The sequence below is a fragment of the Mycobacterium sp. shizuoka-1 genome (assembly GCF_002723835.1).
Taxonomy (GTDB): Bacteria; Actinomycetota; Actinomycetes; order Mycobacteriales; family Mycobacteriaceae; genus Mycobacterium.
Genome location: NZ_BEWG01000031.1, coordinates 54455 through 74210, shown reverse-complemented (window position 1 = coordinate 74210; position 19756 = coordinate 54455). Strand labels below are relative to the sequence as shown.

Below are 19756 nucleotides of genomic sequence, written 5' to 3'. Positions count from 1 at the left end.
TTTCTTCGCCGGGTCTTCGATCGTTGCCAATGAGTCTGCGTTGGGCTCTGTCCCGACGCTACCCGCTTGCTCTGCCACGGTGCGACAGATAAAGCCGAATCGCGTCAGTGGTATTCGTGCGTGATGGTGAACATATCGCCTGACACCGCTCTCGTCGCCCCGGAACGCTTAGCTGTGTTTTTGGCGTGTCGCCGTCGTGACCGAACCGAGGCGCTCAGCGCAGCCGAACGTAGAGTTGCGTCGTGGTATTTGCCCCTTCCGACGATACCGTGCTGGTCGCCGACGGCGGCCTGGCTACCGAGCTGGAAGCCCGTGGCCACGACCTGTCCGACGACCTGTGGTCGGCCCGGCTGCTGGTGGACTCCCCGGACGAGATCGTGGCTGTTCACGAGGCGTTTTTCCGGGCCGGCGCCGATATCGCGACGACTGCGAGCTACCAGGCGTCCTTCGACGGTTTCGCGGAGCGCGGAATCGCCCGCGGCGAAGCCGAACGCCTCCTGACCCGCAGTGTCGAACTGGCCCGAACGGCCCGCGATCGCAGCGGCGGAAAAGGATGGGTGGCCGCCTCGGTGGGGCCCTACGGCGCCGCGCTGGCCAACGGTGAGGAGTACCGCGGCCGCTACGGGCTAACGGTTGCTCAGCTGGCCGATTGGCACCGGCCCAGGCTGGAGGTCCTGGTGTCCGCACAGCCCGATGTGCTGGCCCTGGAGACGGTGCCCGACATCGACGAGGGTGAGGCGCTGGTCGGTCTGGTGCACGAGTTGGGCACCCCCGCGTGGCTTAGCTACACGATCGCCGGCGCGCGCACTCGGGCCGGTCAATCGCTCGACGACGCGTTCGCGGTGGCCGCCGACGTGCCGGAGATCGTCGCCGTCGGCGTCAACTGCAGCGCGCCCGGGGACGTGCTCGGCGCGGTGCAGACAGCGCGACGGGTCACCGGCAAGCCGGTGATCGTCTACCCGAACAGCGGCGAGGAATGGGACGGCCCGGCCCGCAGGTGGATCGGCCGGCCCGGCCTCGACACCGACGTAGCCGGCCAATGGGTCGCCGCCGGAGCCCGCATCGTCGGCGGGTGTTGCCGGGTCGGGCCCGACCAGATCGCCGCGATCAGCGCGGCGATCCGGACTCAGGCGTTCTGAGCCGACAGCTTCCGGTACTCGAGCACGGTGTCGATGATCCCGTACTCCTTGGCGTCGGCGGCGGTCAGGATCTTGTCGCGGTCGGTGTCCTTGCGGATCACGGCCGGATCCTTACCGGTGTGCCGCGCCAGCGTCTCCTCCATGAGGGTCCGCATCCGCTCGATCTCGGCGGCCTGGATCTCGAGGTCAGAGAACTGACCCTGGATCACGCCACCGAGTGACGGCTGGTGGATGAGCACCCGGGCGTTGGGCAGCGCGAGCCGCTTGCCGGGCGTGCCGGCGGCCAGCAGCACTGCGGCGGCCGAGGCGGCCTGCCCGAGGCACACCGTCTGGATGTCGGCGCGCACGTACTGCATGGTGTCGTAGATCGCCATCAGCGAGGTGAACGAGCCACCCGGCGAGTTGATGTACATGGTGATGTCGCGGTCGGGGTCCAGCGACTCCAGCACCAGCAGCTGGGCCATGATGTCGTTGGCCGAGGCGTCGTCGACCTGCACGCCGAGGAAGATGATGCGTTCCTCGAAGAGCTTGTTGTACGGGTTGGATTCCTTCACGCCCCAGCTGGAGTGCTCGACGAACGAGGGCAGGATGTAGCGCGCCTGAGGCGTGAGCCGGGAATCGGTGTAATCAGGCATTGGACACTCCATTGAAGTGGGCGCGGGTGATGATGTGGTCGACGAAGCCGTACTCGAGGGCTTCCTGCGCGGTGAACCAGCGGTCGCGGTCGGAGTCGGCCTCGATGCGCTCGATCGGCTGGCCGGTGAACTCGGCGTTGAGCCGGAACATTTCCTTCTTGATCAGCGCGAACTGCTCGGCCTGGATGGCGATGTCGGCCGCACCGCCGGTGATGCCGCCCAGCGGCTGGTGCATCAGGATGCGGGCGTGCGGCAGGGCATAACGCTTGCCCTTGGCGCCGGCGGCGAGCAGGAACTCACCCATCGAGGCGGCCATGCCCATGGCGTAGGTGGCGACGTCGCACGGCGCGAGCACCATGGTGTCGTAGATCGCCATGCCGGCGCTGATCGAGCCGCCGGGCGAGTTGATGTAGAGCGAGATGTCCTTGGTCGGATCCTCGGCGGCGAGCAGCAGAATCTGCGCGCACAGCCGATTGGCGATGTCGTCATCGACCTGGGAGCCCAGGAAGATGATGCGCTCGGCGAGCAACCGCTCATACACCGAGTCGGAAAGGTTCAGCCCTGGCATGCCCGAACGCATATGAGTCACGACTTGATACCTGCTTTCTACGGACCTGGAATCTCTCGAGGTACTACCCGACCCTAACCAACGCAGCGCGCAGCGCACTCTCAGGAGAGTGCGCTTTCGCTGTCGGCGTTATTCGGCCTTGTCGGCCTGCTGCTCAGCGGCCTCGCCGGCCTCGTCACTCGCGTCGTCCGTGTCGCCCTCGGCCGCCTCGGCACCGTCCTCCTCGGCCGGCGGGCCGAAGAACTCGGCGGTGTCGACGACATTGCCGTCGGTGTCGGTGACGGTGGCGGCCTCGACGACCGCGGCCACGGTCAGCCCGCGGCGCACGTCGGCGAACATCGCAGGCAGCTGGTTGTTCTGCTGCAGGATCTGCAGCAGCTGGGCCGGCTCGATGCCGTACTGCCGCGACATCAGCACCAGCCGCTCGGTGAGGTCGTTCTGGCCGACCTGGATATCGAGGTCGTCGGCGATGGCGTCCATCAGCAGCTGGGTCTTGACGGCCTTCTCGGCCGCTTCCCGGGTCTCGGCGTCGAACTTCTCGCGCGAGCTGCCCTCAGCCTCCAGCGCCTCGGCGAACTTGGCCTCGTCGTGGTCGAGCCCGTGGATCGCGTTGTGCACGGTCTGGTCGACCTGCGCCTGCACGATCGCCTCGGGCAGCGGCACCTCGGTGGTCTCCAGCAGCAGCTCGAGCGCGTTGTCGCGGATCTTCTCGGCCTGGTGAATGCGCTTGACCCGCTTCACCTGCTCGACGAGGTTCTCACGCAGCTCTTCGATGGTGTCGAACTCGCTTGCCAGCTGCGCGAATTCGTCGTCGGCCTCGGGAAGCTCGCGCTCCTTGATCGACTTGACGGTGACGGTCACCTCGGCCTCTTCACCGGCGTGCTCGCCGGCGGCCAGCTTGGTGGTGAACACCTTCGACTCGCCCTCGGCAAGGCCGACGATGGCCTCGTCGAGACCGTCGATGAGCTGGCCGGAGCCGACCTCGTGCGACAGGCCTTCGGTGGCGGCGTCGGGCAGCTCTTCACCGTTGACGGTGGCCGACAGGTCGATGGAGACGAAGTCACCGGTCTGGGCGGGCCGCTCGACACCCTTGAGGGTGCCGAAACGGGCGCGCAGCGACTCCAGCTCGGCGTCGACTTCCTCGTCGTTGATCTCGATCGGCTCGACCGAGATCTTCAGCGAGCTCAGGTCGGGCAGCTCGATGTCGGGGCGGACGTCGACCTCGGCGGTGAACACCAGCTCCTCGCCGTCCTCGATCTTGGTGACCTCGATCTCGGGCTGGCCCAGCGGAGTCACCTCGGTGGCGACGACGGCCTCGCTGTAGCGGCTGGGCAGCGCATCGTTGACGACCTGCTCGAGCACCGCGCCGCGGCCGATGCGGGCTTCGAGCAGCTTGGCCGGGGCCTTACCCGGACGGAACCCGGGCAGCCGGACCTGCTTGGCGAGCTCCTTGTAGGCCCGGTCGAAGTCAGGCTGCAATTCCGTGAAGGGCACCTCCACGTTGATGCGAACCCGAGTCGGGCTCAACTTCTCGACGGTGCTCTTCACTGCTGTACTCCTCGGGTCGATCCTGTTTCGTATGGGACGTGTTCGGGCGTGTCGGGGTGACAGGATTTGAACCTGCGGCCTTCCGCTCCCAAAGCGGATGCGCTACCAAGCTGCGCTACACCCCGGTGCTGTCTTTCTCGCGCCCGAATCCTACGGGCATGAGCCTGTTCAGCGGCAATCGACCTCGACGACGCGCTCTCAGGTGGGCCGATTGGATTTGATCAGGTCGGCGCCGGTACATTTGGGCTCGCGCAAGCACGCGGGCGTAGCTCAATGGTAGAGCCCTAGTCTTCCAAACTAGCTACGCGGGTTCGATTCCCGTCGCCCGCTCCATCAGGACCGGCGCGAAGCCCCGCCGAACAGCGATTCGGCGGGGCTCCTGCGGTCAGTTCCTACCGATCAGACGGCCGCGGAGTCCGGTGCCGAGGCGTGCGGTATCGGCGTCGTCTTGGTATCGAGTTCGGCTGCCAGGCCCGAGACAGGCGTGTCGAAGTTGACGTCCTGGATCTCGTAGATGGTGTTCCCCGCGCGGATGGTGAAGTTGCCCCAGACGCGGTAATACGGGTCAGATGCGTAGACCTCGAGCCTGGTGTACGGCTGGACCTGATAGCTCCACTTGCTGGTGACCTGGATGGAACTCGTCCAATCATGCCGATAGGCACTGGTGATCTTGAGGTTGATCAGCTTGGCGAGCGTGCCGGACAGCTCGGCGCCACCGCCGATGCTCGTCGTTTCCGACACGGTCTCGGTCTTGCTGCTTTCCCACGCCAGATTGCCGCTGCCGTTGTTGTTCACCAAGCCGACCAGATGTTTATTCAGAAAGACGGTTTCCTCAGGCTTGAGGCCGGTGACGAAATTGCAGCTGAAACGTCCACCGTCGGGGCACAGCTTGTAGAGCAACTCCGCCTGCCGCACCGGGTCATCGGGACCGACCCTGATCACATGGACATCGCCACCATCCATCAGGTCGATCCACTGGTTTTTGGCCGGCGCGCTGCATGAGCCGCCGGCGCTGGCACACCAGGTCGAGGCATTGTCGTCGAGAATGGCTGCGGGCGGCGTGCGGAGATAGACCGTCCAGAGTTCACCCGCCTCGCCGGTGAAGCCAACACCCACCACGACCGAGCTGAAGATGTACTGCGCCACGTTGATGTGCACCGAATCGATCGAACCGTAGGTGCTCGGCGTGGTTGGTGGCTTGTACAGATCTCCGGTGCTGGTGTAACCGGTGAGCGTCACCCTCTCCGAGGTGACGTTGTTGATGTCGAAACCCTTGTAGATGGTGACTCCGGCAGCGACCGTGATCGGCACGTTGACGACGGTGCTCGTGGCACCGTCGTCAATCGCGACCTGAACGACGTCGACACCACCGGTATTGGCGAACTCGACGCTCGGCTTGTAGTAGTAGGTGCCGTTTTTGTTGATGACGAAGGTGCCATCGGCCGGTTCGCCGACCACCGAGTAGGTCAGCTTGTCGCCGTTGGCATCCGACGGCATCAGGTCGCCGATGACCTCGCCATTGCTGAACTCGTGGACCTGCACCGGTCGCGCCGTAGGAGCAACATTGGGCGCATCGCCATTCAATTGGCGGCGCACCGCGGTGACTGCGTGCTCGATGATCGTCCGCAGGGGCGGCAGGCCACGTGAGTCGTACAGGTCATCGGGCGCGTAGCCGAGCAAGACGGCCGCGGCGGCCGTAGTCACGTCGGCGGGGTGCTTCAGGAACATCGACAATTGATTCGGCACCATCGATGACTTGGGCTGTTGAAGCACAGCTGACGCAGGGGTGGCCGCCTGGTCACCCGAATCGGTCGACTTCTGCGCCGATGCGGCCGCCGCGCGCGAGCTGGTCGCGGTCGCATGGACCTTGGTATTCGACTTGGCACGCGACGATGTCGGTGCGGTCTTGGCAGTGCCGCTCACGGCTTTGCTCGGTCGTGCACTCGAGGCATGTGATGGTGATCCGGCGGTTGAATTCGTGCCGGAGTCCGGTGCGGCAGCAGCCTCGCTGGCGCCGCTCAGCACCGCGGCACCAACGCCCAGTGTAAAAGCGGCGGCCGCGAGCCTCGGGACCCAAATTGCGTGCATACATCCTCCTTGGAAGGACATGCGTCATCCCGACTCACGCATGCGAATCTCGAAGAGAAGAGAGCGGAATCGCTCAGGCAGAGATTATCGGCAAGCAAAGTTATAGCGTGCCGCACGATAATTTGCTAGCAAACGGCCGACATGTCATCCAACGTTTGTTTTTTGCCAGGCCGGCTCGGACCCTAGTGCGGTCCGCCTGGCCGCTCGACCCACCGTCGGCCGGCTTTGGCCGCACGAGACAGGGCACCGCATTCGCCCAGGTAGGCGGCCACCGCACCGACCGCGGGCAACATCGCGATGTACCGGAACGGAGCGCGCGGGTGCGGCCGCTTGGCGAGTTCGTCACCGACGGCGTCGAGCACGCCGACCAGCTTCCACAGCGCCGAGGCGATGCCGAACGGCGTGAACGCGACGGTCACCGGCTTGCCATGGTCGGCCTCGCGGACCACGACCGACAGGTCCCGCCCGCACAGCACCGACGCGAGCATCCGGACCTGGCGCCGGTGGTCGGTGACACCCAGCTCACGGGCGACGGCGCACAGCACGATCGCCTGGCTGGCGAAGCCCAGGAGATCCTGGATCGGCAGTCGGCGTCCGACGACGCCCAGCACGCCGGGGAAGGCCACCGCGACGGTGTTCACTGCGCCGACCCGCCACACCCACCAGCCGATCCGCTCGTCGGTACTGAGCTCGTCCCACGCCAGGGTGCCTGGGATGTCGGCCGCGTTGAGCACCCAGGAGACGGCGTTGGGCGGGATCTGCCGCTTCAGTCCGAGAGGGTCGGTCCCCCACAACACGTCCAGCAAGGGATTGATCACCGCGACGGCACGTCCGAGCGCCTCTTCGACGTCGGTGTCGGTGAGAGTCACCTCAGGGGTGGGCAGCAGTTTCACCGTTTCATGATGTCCGAACCGGCGGGCGGCCAAACCCGGTAGTGCCCCTTATTCGACACGAGGCGCGACGCGCGCGAGACCTGCAGGAGGGCTGTGGCTGGAGCCTAAACACAGCCCTCCTGCAGATCTCGGTGACGGCGCTTATCTGTGAGCGCGGTCGGTGTCGATCGGTGCCAACGAATTGACGACTCGGGACACTAGGGCGCGGGCGTCTGCGGAAGTGCGCTGACGGCGTGGGGCACGCCGACACCCCTGAACGGCATTGGCTGGTCGCGCGGCACGATCACCTGCAGCGCCACCTGCTGACTGAAGCCCGGCGACGCCGCGCTCGCGGCGGCCCGTGCACAGGACGGAAGCGACGGCGAATGCATTGTCGCCGTGGCGAGTACGTTCACCAGGGTCGCCGTGATGACCTTCGCCGCGGCAAGCGTCATTGCCCCGCCCCTTCCCGGTAGCCGCCCTCGTCGGCGGACTACCTAGGTTCACGAGCTGCGCCGTCCCGGCGGTTCACACGTCGGCAGTGATCTACGTCACAATCCACGCGCATGTCACATGCTGCGTTGCCACGACCGGTACACCACCCGGCCCACCGTCGCCGGGTCCGGCTCGGGTGCGCTCACCGAGACATCGAGACCCGAATGATCGTCCAGGGCAAGCACTTCGCGCAGATGGAACGCCACGTCACCCGGGGCGTCACGATCCGGCTGGGTGAAATACCCCGTCTGCGGCGCACCGGGGCGCAGCCGCTGCGGCAGGTTGCCGCTCACGGCGATCTCGCGGATGCCGGGACCAAACAGCGGGCGTAGCACGCCACCGAACCAGTCACCGCGAATGCTACCGCGGCGCACCGGAAACCAGATGTTGGTCCACCGCGTCACCGCGAACGGCGACTGCGCACCCAGCACCGTCGCGCCCGAGGCGTCGACGCCGTAGTCGGCCGGCCCGGCCTCGACGGCGTCGGCAGGCAGTGCTTCCGACCGGGGCGGGCACCGGACCACGACACCGCGGCGGGTCAGCCGGTCGAACAACTCGTGGCGCCGGGCATCGGTGCCGGTCAGCCCGGACAGCATCGGCGGGCGGCCGATGAACAGGTCAGCCAGTGCCATCGGCGTTCCGACAGTGACGAAATCTGTTATCCGCCAGGGATTTCCCTGCGCTCTGAGATCACGCCACAGGTCGAACTGTTCGGCCCGGAAGGCGTCGAGCGCATCATCCGCATCCGGCTCGGCGCTCAGCCGGTCGGCCGCCGCCTCGAGCCGGCCCAACGCCCCCAGACCGCAGCCGCTCTCGTCGGGTGCCGCACGCAGCTCGTGCGTCTCCTCCCACAACGTGGTCAGCGCGTCATAGGCGATGTAACCGCCGATTCCGTGGCCCACCACAACGATTCGGGCGTAGCGGCCTTGGTGCAGCGTGTACAGCAGATCGACGAGACCACCGCGGATCGCCCGCCGGGCGGCGTGCGACTCGGGCACCGCCGGATCGAAATAGCGGGCAACGTTGATGAACCCGGTGGTCAAAAAACTGCGAATCAACGCTCGTGGTGCCATCCGGAGCACGGCCAGCGCGACGCTGAGGACCACCACGCTGGTGACCAGCCCGATGATCCACCCGGCCACCCCGGTCTGCAGGAGGAAACCTCCCACCACCAGCACACCCACCAGCACCGCGAGCGGGACCAGCACCGCCAGCCACGTCACCCGCCAGATCCCGAACAGCGGGTCGGGCACGTGGCGCGGCCTGCGCAGGAACACCCGACCGAGCGCCGGAACGAATCCCGCGTACCTCCCACTGGTCATCAGAAACGACCAGTCGTATTCGTAGAGCTCGACGCCCGCCGCAGGCACGACGTAGCGGCGCGCTTCGTAGGAGTCGGTGATCTCGACCGGCCGTGGGTAGTACTCCCAACCGCCCGACTGGGGCGCCAGCACCGTCTTGGCGAAGGAGTCCAACGTGTCCATCGGCCGGCGTTCGAGCAGACCGTGGACGAAGACCACGGCGGTGCGGATCGCGGTGTCGGTGCTCTCGGAGCTCAATCGTCCTCCCGGGACCGTGCGGCGAGCAGCCTCATACTTTGCCAAACACCCGCGGCTGGCGCTGCGGCGGGCGCACGATGAATCATGGCCGATGTCGAGATCTGCGTGGTGGGCGCGGGCTTCGCCGGGCTGACCGCGGCGCTTCGACTTAAACAAGCGGGGCGGTCGGTGGCGCTGCTGGAGGCCCGGGACCGTGTCGGCGGGCGAACCTACACCGTCGAGGGCCCCGGCGGCAGCTTCATCGACCGGGGAGGCGCCTGGATCGGTCCCGGTCAGGATGCGATCAAAGCTTTGATGACGGAGTTCGGCGTCGGCAGCTACAAGCAGTACGTCGACGGCGAGGCGATGATGGTCGTCGACGGCAAGCACTACCGCTACGAGGGCACCATTCCGTTGACGATGAGCCCGTGGGCGGCCCTCAACATCGGCGCCGTCTTTCTCGATCTGGGCCGGTTGTGCAAGACGATCCCGCTGGACGCACCGTGGGACGCCAAGAACGCCGACAAGCTGGACCGCATCAGCTTTGCCGAGTGGCTGAGCGACCGCACCCTGTCCAAACCGGCGCACACGTTGCTGGAGGCCGCGATTTCGGGCCTGTACACCTCGGCGGCCTCTGAAGTCTCGATGCTGTTCGCCCTGTACCAGATGGCCTCCGGCGGCGGCCCGTCGTTCGTGCTGGGCATCAAGGACGCCTCGCAGGATTCCCGCATCGTCGGCGGCATGGGGGCGGTCTCGGGTGCCATGGCCGCCGGACTCGGTGACGCGATCCGGCTGAGCACGCCGGTGCGCCGCATCGTCCAGGACGACGACGGCGTGACCGTGGAGGCCGAGGACACGACCGTGCGCGCCCGCCGCGCCGTCGTGGCGGTGCCGATCGCGATCGCCAGCCACATCCTCTACGAGCCGATGCTGCCGGTGGATCGGTCGTTTCTGCATCAGCGCATGCCCAGCGGTGCCGTCGTCAAGATCAACGTGGTCTACGACGAACCGTTCTGGCGCGCCGACGGGCTGACCGGCCAAAGCTTTGCGCCCGGCACGCTGGCCACGTTGACCATCGACGCGTCCACCGACCAGCCCCGGCCCGGGGTGATGTGTGTGATCACCGAAGGCCCGCAGGCCCGCCGCTACTCGACGATGGACGCCGACCGGCGTCGCGCCGAGGTGGTGGCCAACCTCGTCGAGCGGTTCGGCCAAAGAGCTTCCAGCCCAATAAGTTTCCTGGATCAGGACTGGACCGTCGAACGGTATTCCGGCGGCGGGATGCTCAGCCACGCCCCGCCGGGCGTGCTCACCGAATTCGGTCCCGCCCTGCGGGAACCCTGTGGCCGCCTCCATTGGGCGGGCACCGAGTCGTCGGCGGTGATGTGCGGGTGGGTCGACGGCGCCGTCCGCTCGGGTGAGCGCGCGGCCGCCGAGGTGATGGCGCGCGAGCCAGCGGCGCCCTGACCACGGCGGCAGCCCCTACCGACAGGCCACTCACACCGGCACTATCGAGAGAATCTCCTGCTTTGCTGTGCACGGCATCGCGCGTCCCGTTACAGTGCGATGCACACAAAGGTCAGGCTTACCAAAGCCAGCATCATCGGGGCGGAATCTATGCGGCCACGGCCATCCACGTCGGCCCAGTTCGGGGCGCGACCATCGGGACATCCAGGACGCTGGTGGCGCCGGCCGGCAGCGCACTCGATGGCGGTGGCGGTGGCCCTGACCCTGGTGGTGATCGGCTCCAAGCCTGAGCCCACGCTCGCCCAGGCGATTTCCGGGCCGTTCGCCTCGCTGCTGGCAGCCTCGACAGACCTCGGCACATCGCGTGGCCAGATCGTTGATCTCACAGTCGAATTGCGGAACGCGCAGTCACCCGACGGGCTCTATCGCTGGGCCGAGAACCACGGTCTCACCGTGCGCTGGCGGCCCGACGATCGCTGGGCGGTGCTGACCGGCGACGCACGCGCCCTCGGTGCGGCGGTCGCCGCCCCGATCCACGACTACCGCCACGCCAACGGGCAAGTCTTCTACGCCTCCCCGCAACAGCCCGCCGTGCCATCCGCTCTCGCCGACACCGTGGCCGGCCTGGGCCGGATCCTCAGTTTCACCCCCATGCACGAGAACGCCCCGGGTTTACGGCCGCTGGATGTGCCGGACCACGCGTTGCCACCCAGTTCGTTGCGGACCACGTATAACGTGCAGCCGCTCACCGACTCCGGCTACACCGGCACAGGCACGACCATCGTCGTGTTCGCCTTCGACGGCTTCAACCAAGCCGACCTCGACATGTTCAGCCAGACCTACCAGCTTCCCCGCTTCACGCCCGAGATCGTCGGCAGCATGCCAGAACAGCGTTCCGGGGAAGCCACCATGGACCTTCAGGTCGCCCACGCGATCGCGCCCGACGCACGCAAGGTTCTGGTCAACGCCCGCACGACGGTCGACGGCGGCGGCACCTACGTCAAGATCGCCGAGCTGATGCAATCCGTCGACCGGCAGTACCCCGGTGCCATCTGGAGTTTGTCGATCGGATGGGGCTGCGATCGGCTGATCACTGCCAGCGACTTGGCACCGATCCGCTCCGCCATCTCGGCCGCGGCACTGCGCGGGACCACGGTCTTCGATGCCAGCGGCGACCTTGCCGGCCTGGAATGTAAGAGGGGTCGCGACTGGTCTGCGCCGCCCGGCCCTTCGGACGTCGGACTGGACGCGGTGGCCTCGCTGCCGGAGGTCACCAACGTCGGAGGCACGACACTGTCGACCGATGACCAATACCGATGGCTGGCAGAGCACGCGTGGACCGATGGCCCGCTGACGCAGGGCAGCGGCGGCGGAGTGTCCAGCCTCTTCGACCGGCCACCCTGGCAGGCCGGGGTGTCGAGCGCGAGCAACACCGTGCGAAGGCTCACCCCCGACGTCGCGGCCGTGGCCGACAGCTCCACCGGTGCCGTGATCGTCGCCAATCAGCAGTTGGTGGTCGGCGGCGGGACGTCGCAGGCCGCTCCGATCTGGGCGGGCGTCGCGGCAGTGATCACCCAGTACCTTCTCGACCACGGCGGTCGGCGGCTCGGCGATCTCAATCCGCTGCTGTACCGCGTGGCAGCCCGTTCTGCGCGACCGGGTTTCCATGACATCACCCTTGGCACCAACGCCGTGGCGGTGGCTGCCCCCGGGCATGACATGGTGACCGGCCTGGGCAGTCCCGACGTCTACAACCTTGCGCAGAACATCCTCGACGCGCAGCGGAGCCCACGGTGACCGAGGACGTTGGCCACGCGCGCCACCAGGCGACCATGCCGTGCCCGGCATGCCACCACGATGTACCGGCCGGCCGATTCTGCGCCCACTGCGGAGGCCAGCTGTCACCGGCCGTCGGTGGCGGCCCCACGTGGCTGCGGGTTCGTCACTACGCCGCGGCGCCGGGCGAGCACGTCCTGCAACCGTCGATTGTCAGCTCCGTCTTCCCGCACCTGCCCCAGCGCTCGCGAGGGGCGTTCCGGCTGGGTCTCGCGCTGGTGGCAGTCCTGCTGGTCTCGCTGAGCCTGACCCAGTGGTACATCCCGATGATCGCAGTGGCGATCTTCGCCCCGACCGTCCTGGTAGCGCTCTACCTCCACGAAACCGGACTGCTGGGCGATCTGCCGCGGTGGCTGTGGGTGCTCACCGCGGTCCTCGGCCTATCTGTCGGGATCGCGTGGGCCGTACTCACCCGGTCTATCGTCGCCGAGTCCTACAGCCTCGGCCTGGGCGCCGAAATCCCGACTCTCCGACTGATCGGCGACGCGGTAGTGATCCCGTTCGGCGCTCTGCTGTCGATCCAGATACCCGCTGTCATCGTCCGGATGATGCGTCCGCCTGTCTCAGAGACGTTGCACGGCTTCGTCATCGGATTGATCGGTGCCACGATGTTCACCGTTGCCACCAACGTGGTTCGGATGGTTCCCCAGTTCGGCGAGACCTCGGTGGCAGGTGACCAACCGGTCCCGGCGATGTTGCTCGAGGCGGGCGTGCGCGGCGTCGCAGAACCCTTGACGGGTCTGTCCCTGGGGGGACTGGTCGGCGCGGCACTGTGGTACCAGGGGCGTCGACGGCGCAACGCACTTCTGATCGGTGGCCTCGGCTTGTTGATCGGTTCTGCGGCCTACGCCAGCGTCGGTCTGGCGCAGGCCTACCGCCTACCGGTGTCTGTACAGTTCCTGATTCACATCACGTTTGCCGCGGTGGCGATCGTCGCACTGCGGGTGGGTCTGCAAATCATGATGTTGCGTGAGAACGCGGAGGTATATCCGGAGTTGCCGATCTTGTGCCCGTCCTGCGAGCACGTCGTCCCCGACACCCGGTTCTGCGCCTCGTGCGGAGTCAGCTGTCTTGCTGCACCGACGACGTCTCGCGTCGCGCGCCGCCGAGAGCGACCGCAACCCGCCCTGGAAGCAGTGGACCGATGAGCGCGAACGTCGCCGCGCCGGACGAAGAACAGTTCGCGGGTTATTCGGTGCTGTCGGGTGCGTACTCCGCACACGCGGTGCGCACCACGTCGGTGCGCCGAATGCTCGTATTACTCGGAGTCAGTCTGGCTGTGCTGGTGGGGATTTCGACGACCGCGTGGGCATCGTCGGTGGAACCGACTGCGCGCTATTCCTGCCCGCCCGACTGCGGGAGTCCCCCGACCGGAAATCCCGTCCAAGCCAATCCGCGTTATGTGGCTGCTGACGAAAGCTTCTCGGTGTCCTACCCTGCTGCAGGGTCGGCATACACCATCACCACCCACGAGGACGGCGTCTCGGCCGTCTACACCGGCGGCGACGGCGGCACCATGGAGCTGTTCGCAGTCCCCGCGCAAGGACGTCCGGCCGAGGAGGTGGTGGACAGTCTGCTCAAGGAGAAGCAACCCGACGCGACGGTCGCGTACGTGCTGCCGAATGCGACGGTCGGTTACCAACTCGGCTACGGCGAAGTTCTCGACGTGTACCCACCGGGCGGCGCATCGGGGTCCCGCACCCGCATCGTCGTGATGGCGGCGGTGAAGAACGACCTCGCGCTGGTCGGCGCCGCGATCGGCCCGTATCACAAGTTTGCGCCGGGCGATGGACCCGGCGTTCCTTCCGGGGCGAATCTCGAACTCGCCCAGGATCTCGGCAAGTTCATCAACAGCTTTATCTGGCAGGGCGATCCGCCACGATAGACGTCAGCCGCGAACCTGCCGACGGTAGGTCAGCATGTCGAACTCCCGGCCGTATTCGTCCACGGCGGTCACGTCCATCTCGCTCATCAGGTTTCCCGGCCGCACGTCGACGCGGATGAACGCGTAGTTGCGGAACCGGACCCGCGACCAGGGCACCTCCTCGGCCTGCTTGTGGCCGCCTGCGGTCCACACGTAGCTGTTGGGCACGAAGGTGTCGGGCAACTCGTGGCCGCGGTAGCTTTCCTGCTCGCCGGGCTGGAAGCTGTAACGGCGCCGGCCGCCGGATCCCACGGTGTAGTACACGGTCCCGTCGGTTTCCGGGTAGACGATCGCCTTGTCCCCGGCGACCCGGGTGGGCGCGCCTGCGCGCATCGGGTCGGAGCGTTCGAAGGCGTGGTTGTGGCCTTGGAGCACCAGGTCGACGCCGTAGCGGTCGAACAGCGGGACCCAGGCGGCTCGCACACCCCCGTCACTGGCGTGGTCGGACACCGTCGAATAGGCGCAGTGGTGAAAGAAGCAGACGATGAAGTCGATGTCGGGATTGGCCCTGTGTGCGGCCAACGTCTTTTCCGCCCAGGCGTTTTGGGCGCCCTTCGAGTAGCCGGTGTTGGCGGGGATCTCATCGCTGACGTCGTTGGCGTCCAGGGAGAGCACCGCGACGTTGCCGTAGGTGAACGAATACACCGACGGGCATCCGGCCGGGCCGTTGCCCGGGAAATCCAGCCGCGCCAGATGCCCGCCATAGCCGTGCTGCGGATAGGCCGCCTCCATGTCGTGGTTGCCGGTGGCGAACATCCACGGCGTCGTCGACGCGCTGGCCTCGATGGAGCTCAGATACACGTCCCAGACGAACGGGTTGTATTTGTCGAACCCCTTGGGTGGATTACCTTTTCGGACGAATGCCGCGGGCTTGCCCGCCCCGGTCGGGTCACCGTAGGCGATATCGCCGGCCAACACGTGAAAGTCCGGGCGGGCGGCCACGATCTGGCCCAGCACATTGTCGGCGTGCGCGACCGAAGGATCGTTGTCGGGCTGATAGGAATTGTCGTCGTACTCCCCCGGCGCGAGTCCGGACGGGAGCACCGGTGTGGTGTTGGTGCCCTGATCCCCCATCATCGTGAACCGAAACCAGCCCATGGCATTTCGCGCGGTGGGCATCGCGGTTGTCGCCGAGCGTACGTCACCGGCGAAGCCGTCGTCGGTGCGCCAGCGATAGAAGTGGGGCATACGCCCGGGCAGTCCGTCGAGCGGGGCGTGGACGTAGAACTGTTCGGCCGAGAGCACCCCACCGGCGCTGTCCGGGATCTGTGTCACCAGGCTGCGCACCTCGGCCTCGACGCTCGCCCCGAGCTCGGGTGTCGGGCCGTGGTCGACGAAGACCTTGGCGCGTCCAGGGTTGCGGGAAAGCTGGGCGGCCAGTCGCAACTGGCTCGCGGCGTCCGGGCCGTACCCGATACGACGACCGGCCACCTGCAGCGGCGCGTCCTGGGCGTAGGCCAGGTGGCCGAACGGCGAGGTCCCCGCCGCGGCCACCGCGGCGGCGGCCGCCGACCCGCGCAGGAAGGTGCGCCGCGAAACCCGGTGTCGGCGCAGGAAACTCTGATGCCATTCGTACTGTTCGGCCATCGTCATCCGGCCGACCAGCGCGGGCGGTATGCCGGTGTCGGGAATGTCCACCCGTCGATCGTGACCCACCCGGGCCCGAGAACGGGGTATCGGCGGGAAACTGCGAGTGAACAGATTTTTCGACGTCGGCGCTGATTACGGCGCGGTTGCGATTGCGCTCCGATCGTCCTACCAGCTTTCGTCGGTAGCGTGACCTCCGTAGATTCAGGCTTCTGCACCTGACGGCCAGGAGGCGCGTTGAGCGACCACATCCCCATCGGCGGTGCGTGCGCCGCGGGGTTTGACGCGGTCCGCGACGCCTTCGAGAAGAACTTCACCGAGGGTGACGACGTCGGTGCCGCCGTGGCGGTGTGGGTCGACGGCGATCTGGTGGTCAACCTGTGGGGCGGCTACGCGGATGCCCGCCGCCGGCGGCGGTGGCGGCAGGACACCCTGGCCAGCGTCTTCTCCGGGACCAAGGGCCTGACCAGCACCTGCGTGCACCTGCTGGCCGACCGCGGGGAGATCGACCTGTACGCCCCGGTCGCACGGTATTGGCCGGAGTTCGCTCAGAACGGCAAGCAGGACATCACCGTCGCCTCGGTGCTGGGCCACCGCTCCGGGGTGATCGGCCCCCGGCATCGCCTGCACTGGAGCGACACCACCGACTGGGATCGGGTGTGCGCCGACCTGGCCGCCGCCGAGCCGTGGTGGCCGCCGGGCACCGCGCAGGGCTATCACATGGTCACGTTCGGCTTCATCCTCGGCGAGGTGGTGCGCCGCGTGACCGGACGCACCATCGGCCAGTACCTGCGGACCGAGATCGCCCAGCCGATGGGTATCGACGTGCACATCGGGCTGCCGGAATCCGAGCACTCCCGCTGCGCGGACATGGTGAACAAGCCGCACATCCGCGACGTACTCGCCCACGGGCAGGCACCCGGGCGTCCCACCTCGCTGGGCGAACACCCGATGGCCGGGCTGTCGATCGCGATGGGCTTCGTCCCCGACGACGAACTGGGATCCAACGAACTGACCCGGTGGCGCTCCAGCGAGTTCCCCGGCACCAACGGTCACGTGTCGGCGTTGGGGCTGGCCACGTTCTACAACGGGCTGGCGCAGGAGAAGCTGCTCAGCCGCGACCATCTGGAGTCGGTGCGAATCTCGCAGGGGGGCTTCGACGCCGACGTCGTGCTCGGGGCCCGAGTCGCCGACCACGGCTGGGGTCTGGGCTACATGCTCAACCAGCGCGGGGTGGCCGGGCCGAACCTGCGCAGCTTCGGTCACGGGGGTTCGGGTGGCTCCTACGGCTTCGTCGATCTCGAACACCGCATCGGCTACGCCTACGTCATGAACTACTTCGATGCCACCAAGTGCAACGCCGACCCGCGCAGCACCGCGTTGAGCGACGCGGTCTACCGCACGCTCGGCGTCCTCTGACCGGCAAAGTTTCGTCCGCCGGGGCACTTTCACAGCATCGGTACTGTGGACGCCATGAACGGTGTGCTGGTGTTGCTCATCCTCGTCGTGATCGCCGCCCTCGTGCTCGCCGTATGGAGCTCGTCGCGCGCCTCGGGCAATCGCAACGCGGCGTCACTGGCCGACGCCAAGGCTGACGCGCGGCGGGTCATCGAACGGCTCGGCGGCCAGGTGTTGAGCCTGTCCGGCAACAACGACGCCGCCACCCAGGCCCTGGCCGACGCCTCCGAACGCTTTACCGCCGCCTCGTCCCAGATCGATCAGGCGACCACCGCCAAGCAGGCCATGCTGGCCAAGGAAAGTGCGATCGAGGGGCTGTACTACGTGCGCGCCGCACGCACGGCGATGGGCATGGATCCCGGCCCCGAGCTGGAGACCATGGCCGGCCAGAAGTCGGCGGGCGCGGTCACCGAGGACCGCAAGGTTCAGTTCGAGGGCCGCGAGATCGAGGCCTCCCCCGTGCCCACCCAGCGCACCCCGAACTACTACCCCGGCGGACGGGTCGCGGGCCGGCCGGTGCCGGCCGGCTGGTACTCCGAGCCGTGGTGGAAGACGGCGCTGGTCGCCGGAGCGTGGGGTGTCGGTTCGGTGCTGCTGTTCGATGCGCTGTTCTCCGGCATGCACGGTGTCGGCTATGACGCCTCCGGATTCGAGAACGGTTTCGGCTCCGGCTTCGACCAGGGCTTCGACCAGGGGTACGACCAGGGCCTGGACGCGGCCGGCCAGGACGGTGGCTGGGGTGGCGATGGCGGCGGCTGGGACGGCGGCGGCCTCGGCGACAGCGGCGGCTGGGGCGGTGGCGATTTCGGCGGCGGGGACTTCGGCGGCGGGTTCGGCGACTTCTAGGAGTTAGAACCGGCAGGCAGGAGCGAAGCGACCCGGGGAGCTAGAACCGGCTCTGCATCCTGGCCGACACGCTGGCCTCCTGCAGATCCAGCCGTTCGAGCATCGCCCGCACGGCCTCCTCGTCGAGACGACCTGCGTCGCGCTCGCCGATCAGCGCCGTCCGCTGCGCAGCCAGCACATCTCGATACAGGTTGGAGAACACTTCAGCCCGCAACGTGTGTGCATCGGGATCGGGCATCTCGTCGGCGTCCTGCGAGTGCCGGGCGATCCGGTTGCGGATCTCGGCCAGTACGTACGGGTCGAGCCCCTCGGGTGGATTGGCCTCGAACCAGGCCAGCACCTCGTCGGCGGCCGTGTGCACGATCTGCTCTGCCTTGAGCGTTTCCTCGCGGTCGTAGGCTTCATCCTCGTCGCGCGACGACAGCTTCAACCGCCGGATCAGCGGCGGCAGTGTCGCTCCTTGCAGAAGCAGGGTGCCGACAGCCACGACGAAGGCGATGGCCTGGATGGTGGCCCGTTCGGGGAACGGCTCGCCGCTGGCGATGGTCGGCGGGATGCCCGCCGCGGCGGCCAGCGTCACCACGCCGCGCATCCCTGTCCAGGACACCACCACGTTTTCCTGCCAGCTCAACGTGGAGTGGTCGACCATCGACCGCCACTTGCCCGCCGGCCTCATCCGTTTCCGCACTCCGAGCGCCCCGCGTCCGCCTCCTTCGGGAATCGGGACCGACAGCTTGCGGTCGACGTGCCGGAACAGCATGCGGCGGCCGAACATCACGAACACCGACAGCGGTCGGATTGCCAGCACCATGGCGAGCACCAGCACCGAAGCGGTCGCGACCTCGGCCAGCGATTCGTGGGCGTCGCGCAGGTCTTCCAGAACGAACCGTAGGTGCAGTCCGATGTAGGCAAAGACAAACGCTTCGAGAAGCACGTCGACGGAGTGCCAGACGTAGCGCTCCTGCACCCTGGTCTGGTAGCCCGATCGCAGAGTTCCACTGCCCACCACGAACCCGGCGGCCACCACCGCCAGCACCCCCGAGGCGTGCAACCGTTCGGCGGCGATGAACGCGGCAAATGGCACCACGAGGCCCTGGATGGTCTCCAGGCTCGGGTTGCTCAGCCGTTCCCGGATCCACAGCGTCACATAACCGAGCGCGGCGCCCACCATCGGCCCCACTACCGCGCTGTAGCCGAACAGCAACAGCGGATTGCTGATGAACGTGTGGGTGCCGGCGACCTGGGCGACCGCGATCGAGAACAGCGTCAGCGCCGCCGCGTCATTGATCAAGCTCTCCCCGGTCAGGATCGCCATCACCCGCTTCGGCAGGCCGAGCTTGCGGCCGACCGCGACGGCGGTGACGGCGTCCGGCGGTGCCACGATGGCGCCCAGAATCAGTGCGGTGCCGAAGGTCAGCGGCACCAGGGCCAACCAGGAGGAGACCACCGCGACCGTAAACGCGGAGACGACCACCAGCCCGACCCCGAGACCCAGGATCGGCCTGATGTTCCGAATGAAGGTCGGGAACGAAAAGTCCAGAGCCGCCGAGTACAGCAGCGGCGGAAGCACCACCGTCAGCAGAACATGCGAGTCGAGCTCAGGCGCTTCAAAGCCTGGTAGGAACGACGCCGCGATACCGACCACGACGATCATCAACGCGGGCTCGAGACCCCGCCGGTTCGCCATCGCGGAGACCACGATCGCGCCGACGACGACGAGAATCAGTTCCATGCAAGCATTCTCGCGGGTGGCGC

Annotated in this window: 16 protein-coding genes and 2 tRNA genes; 8 read left to right on the top strand and 10 right to left on the bottom strand. The window is 67.3% G+C overall.

Annotated features, from left to right (window positions below):
- Positions 1-242: 242 nt before the first annotated feature.
- Positions 243-1139, top strand: a complete 897-nt coding sequence (gene mmuM, locus MSZK_RS10845) for a homocysteine S-methyltransferase (RefSeq protein ID WP_099247609.1) — start codon at positions 243-245, stop codon at positions 1137-1139.
- Here the strand turns inward: mmuM and MSZK_RS10840 are convergent.
- The 4 genes from MSZK_RS10840 to MSZK_RS10825 all read right to left on the bottom strand — a co-directional run bounded on the left by MSZK_RS10840 (position 1127) and on the right by MSZK_RS10825 (position 4015).
- Positions 1127-1774 carry an ATP-dependent Clp protease proteolytic subunit gene (locus MSZK_RS10840; RefSeq protein ID WP_099247594.1) on the bottom strand — a complete coding sequence of 216 codons (648 nt, stop codon included), beginning with the start codon at positions 1772-1774 and terminating at the stop codon, positions 1127-1129. The two genes, mmuM and MSZK_RS10840, sit on opposite strands and share 13 nt — an antisense overlap.
- Positions 1767-2354, bottom strand: coding sequence for an ATP-dependent Clp protease proteolytic subunit (locus tag MSZK_RS10835; protein WP_199203291.1), 588 nt, complete (start codon positions 2352-2354; stop codon positions 1767-1769). Before MSZK_RS10835 ends, MSZK_RS10840 begins: the two co-directional genes overlap by 8 nt.
- 117 nt (positions 2355-2471) lie before the next feature.
- A complete protein-coding gene (gene tig, locus MSZK_RS10830) occupies positions 2472-3890 on the bottom strand; it encodes a trigger factor (RefSeq protein ID WP_099247590.1) in 1419 nt (472 codons plus the stop codon).
- Positions 3891-3941: 51 nt separating this feature from the next.
- Positions 3942-4015 (bottom strand) — tRNA-Pro (locus MSZK_RS10825).
- 134 nt (positions 4016-4149) lie between these two features.
- On the opposite strand from MSZK_RS10825, the gene MSZK_RS10820 reads away from it, so the two are divergent.
- Positions 4150-4223 (top strand) — tRNA-Gly (locus MSZK_RS10820).
- A 66-nt stretch (positions 4224-4289) separates the two neighbouring features.
- Here MSZK_RS10820 and MSZK_RS10815 read toward each other — a convergent pair.
- The 4 genes from MSZK_RS10815 to MSZK_RS10800 all read right to left on the bottom strand — a co-directional run bounded on the left by MSZK_RS10815 (position 4290) and on the right by MSZK_RS10800 (position 8904).
- The gene (locus tag MSZK_RS10815) at positions 4290-5978 is read right to left on the bottom strand and encodes an Ig-like domain-containing protein (protein ID WP_142389908.1); all 1689 of its coding nucleotides are present in this window, start codon (positions 5976-5978) and stop codon (positions 4290-4292) included.
- Positions 5979-6160: 182 nt separating this feature from the next.
- Positions 6161-6871 (bottom strand): hypothetical protein, encoded by a 711-nt coding sequence (locus MSZK_RS10810; RefSeq protein WP_099247733.1) that lies wholly within the window; start codon positions 6869-6871, stop codon positions 6161-6163.
- A 197-nt stretch (positions 6872-7068) separates the two neighbouring features.
- Positions 7069-7305, bottom strand: coding sequence for a hypothetical protein (locus MSZK_RS10805; protein WP_099247586.1), 237 nt, complete (start codon positions 7303-7305; stop codon positions 7069-7071).
- 114 nt (positions 7306-7419) lie between these two features.
- Positions 7420-8904, bottom strand: coding sequence for a hypothetical protein (locus MSZK_RS10800; RefSeq protein WP_099247584.1), 1485 nt, complete (start codon positions 8902-8904; stop codon positions 7420-7422).
- An 84-nt stretch (positions 8905-8988) separates the two neighbouring features.
- Between MSZK_RS10800 and MSZK_RS10795 the strand changes: the two genes are divergently transcribed.
- From MSZK_RS10795 to MSZK_RS10780, 4 genes are all read left to right on the top strand, one after another.
- On the top strand, positions 8989-10350 hold the full coding sequence (locus MSZK_RS10795) for an FAD-dependent oxidoreductase (RefSeq protein ID WP_099247582.1): 1362 nt from the start codon (positions 8989-8991) through the stop codon (positions 10348-10350).
- Positions 10351-10590: 240 nt separating this feature from the next.
- Positions 10591-12147, top strand: coding sequence for a protease pro-enzyme activation domain-containing protein (locus tag MSZK_RS10790; RefSeq protein ID WP_099247580.1), 1557 nt, complete (start codon positions 10591-10593; stop codon positions 12145-12147).
- Positions 12144-13334, top strand: a complete 1191-nt coding sequence (locus tag MSZK_RS10785) for a zinc ribbon domain-containing protein (protein ID WP_099247578.1) — start codon at positions 12144-12146, stop codon at positions 13332-13334. Before MSZK_RS10790 ends, MSZK_RS10785 begins: the two co-directional genes overlap by 4 nt.
- Positions 13331-14071: a hypothetical protein gene (locus MSZK_RS10780; RefSeq protein ID WP_099247576.1), complete on the top strand. Its 741-nt coding sequence runs from the start codon at positions 13331-13333 to the stop codon at positions 14069-14071. Before MSZK_RS10785 ends, MSZK_RS10780 begins: the two co-directional genes overlap by 4 nt.
- Before the next feature lie 3 nt (positions 14072-14074).
- On the opposite strand, the gene MSZK_RS10775 is transcribed toward MSZK_RS10780, so the two are convergent.
- Complete coding sequence (locus tag MSZK_RS10775; RefSeq protein WP_199203290.1) at positions 14075-15703, bottom strand: metallophosphoesterase; 1629 nt, start codon at positions 15701-15703, stop codon at positions 14075-14077.
- A gap of 243 nt (positions 15704-15946) precedes the next feature.
- On the opposite strand from MSZK_RS10775, the gene MSZK_RS10770 reads away from it, so the two are divergent.
- Positions 15947-17116: a serine hydrolase domain-containing protein gene (locus MSZK_RS10770; RefSeq protein ID WP_199203289.1), complete on the top strand. Its 1170-nt coding sequence runs from the start codon at positions 15947-15949 to the stop codon at positions 17114-17116.
- Positions 17117-17170: 54 nt separating this feature from the next.
- Positions 17171-18001 (top strand): hypothetical protein, encoded by an 831-nt coding sequence (locus MSZK_RS10765; RefSeq protein WP_099247729.1) that lies wholly within the window; start codon positions 17171-17173, stop codon positions 17999-18001.
- A 40-nt stretch (positions 18002-18041) separates the two neighbouring features.
- Here MSZK_RS10765 and MSZK_RS10760 read toward each other — a convergent pair whose 3' ends face one another.
- Entirely contained in the window at positions 18042-19733 is a 1692-nt protein-coding gene (locus MSZK_RS10760; RefSeq protein ID WP_099247572.1) for a sodium:proton antiporter, read from the bottom strand.
- Positions 19734-19756 lie beyond the last annotated feature (23 nt).

Excerpts from the sequence above, each read along its gene's own strand:
- MSZK_RS10805 (WP_099247586.1), bottom strand. The coding sequence starts at position 7,305 with ATGACGCTTGCCGCGGCGAAGGTCATCACGGCGACCCTGGTGAACGTA.
- MSZK_RS10815 (WP_142389908.1), bottom strand. The coding sequence starts at position 5,978 with ATGCACGCAATTTGGGTCCCGAGGCTCGCGGCCGCCGCTTTTACACTG.
- MSZK_RS10765 (WP_099247729.1), top strand. The coding sequence starts at position 17,171 with ATGAACGGTGTGCTGGTGTTGCTCATCCTCGTCGTGATCGCCGCCCTC.
- MSZK_RS10835 (WP_199203291.1), bottom strand. The coding sequence starts at position 2,354 with ATGCGTTCGGGCATGCCAGGGCTGAACCTTTCCGACTCGGTGTATGAG.
- MSZK_RS10760 (WP_099247572.1), bottom strand. The coding sequence starts at position 19,733 with ATGGAACTGATTCTCGTCGTCGTCGGCGCGATCGTGGTCTCCGCGATG.
- MSZK_RS10780 (WP_099247576.1), top strand. The coding sequence starts at position 13,331 with ATGAGCGCGAACGTCGCCGCGCCGGACGAAGAACAGTTCGCGGGTTAT.
- MSZK_RS10795 (WP_099247582.1), top strand. The coding sequence starts at position 8,989 with ATGGCCGATGTCGAGATCTGCGTGGTGGGCGCGGGCTTCGCCGGGCTG.
- MSZK_RS10840 (WP_099247594.1), bottom strand. The coding sequence starts at position 1,774 with ATGCCTGATTACACCGATTCCCGGCTCACGCCTCAGGCGCGCTACATC.
- MSZK_RS10775 (WP_199203290.1), bottom strand. The coding sequence starts at position 15,703 with ATGACGATGGCCGAACAGTACGAATGGCATCAGAGTTTCCTGCGCCGA.
- MSZK_RS10790 (WP_099247580.1), top strand. The coding sequence starts at position 10,591 with ATGGCGGTGGCGGTGGCCCTGACCCTGGTGGTGATCGGCTCCAAGCCT.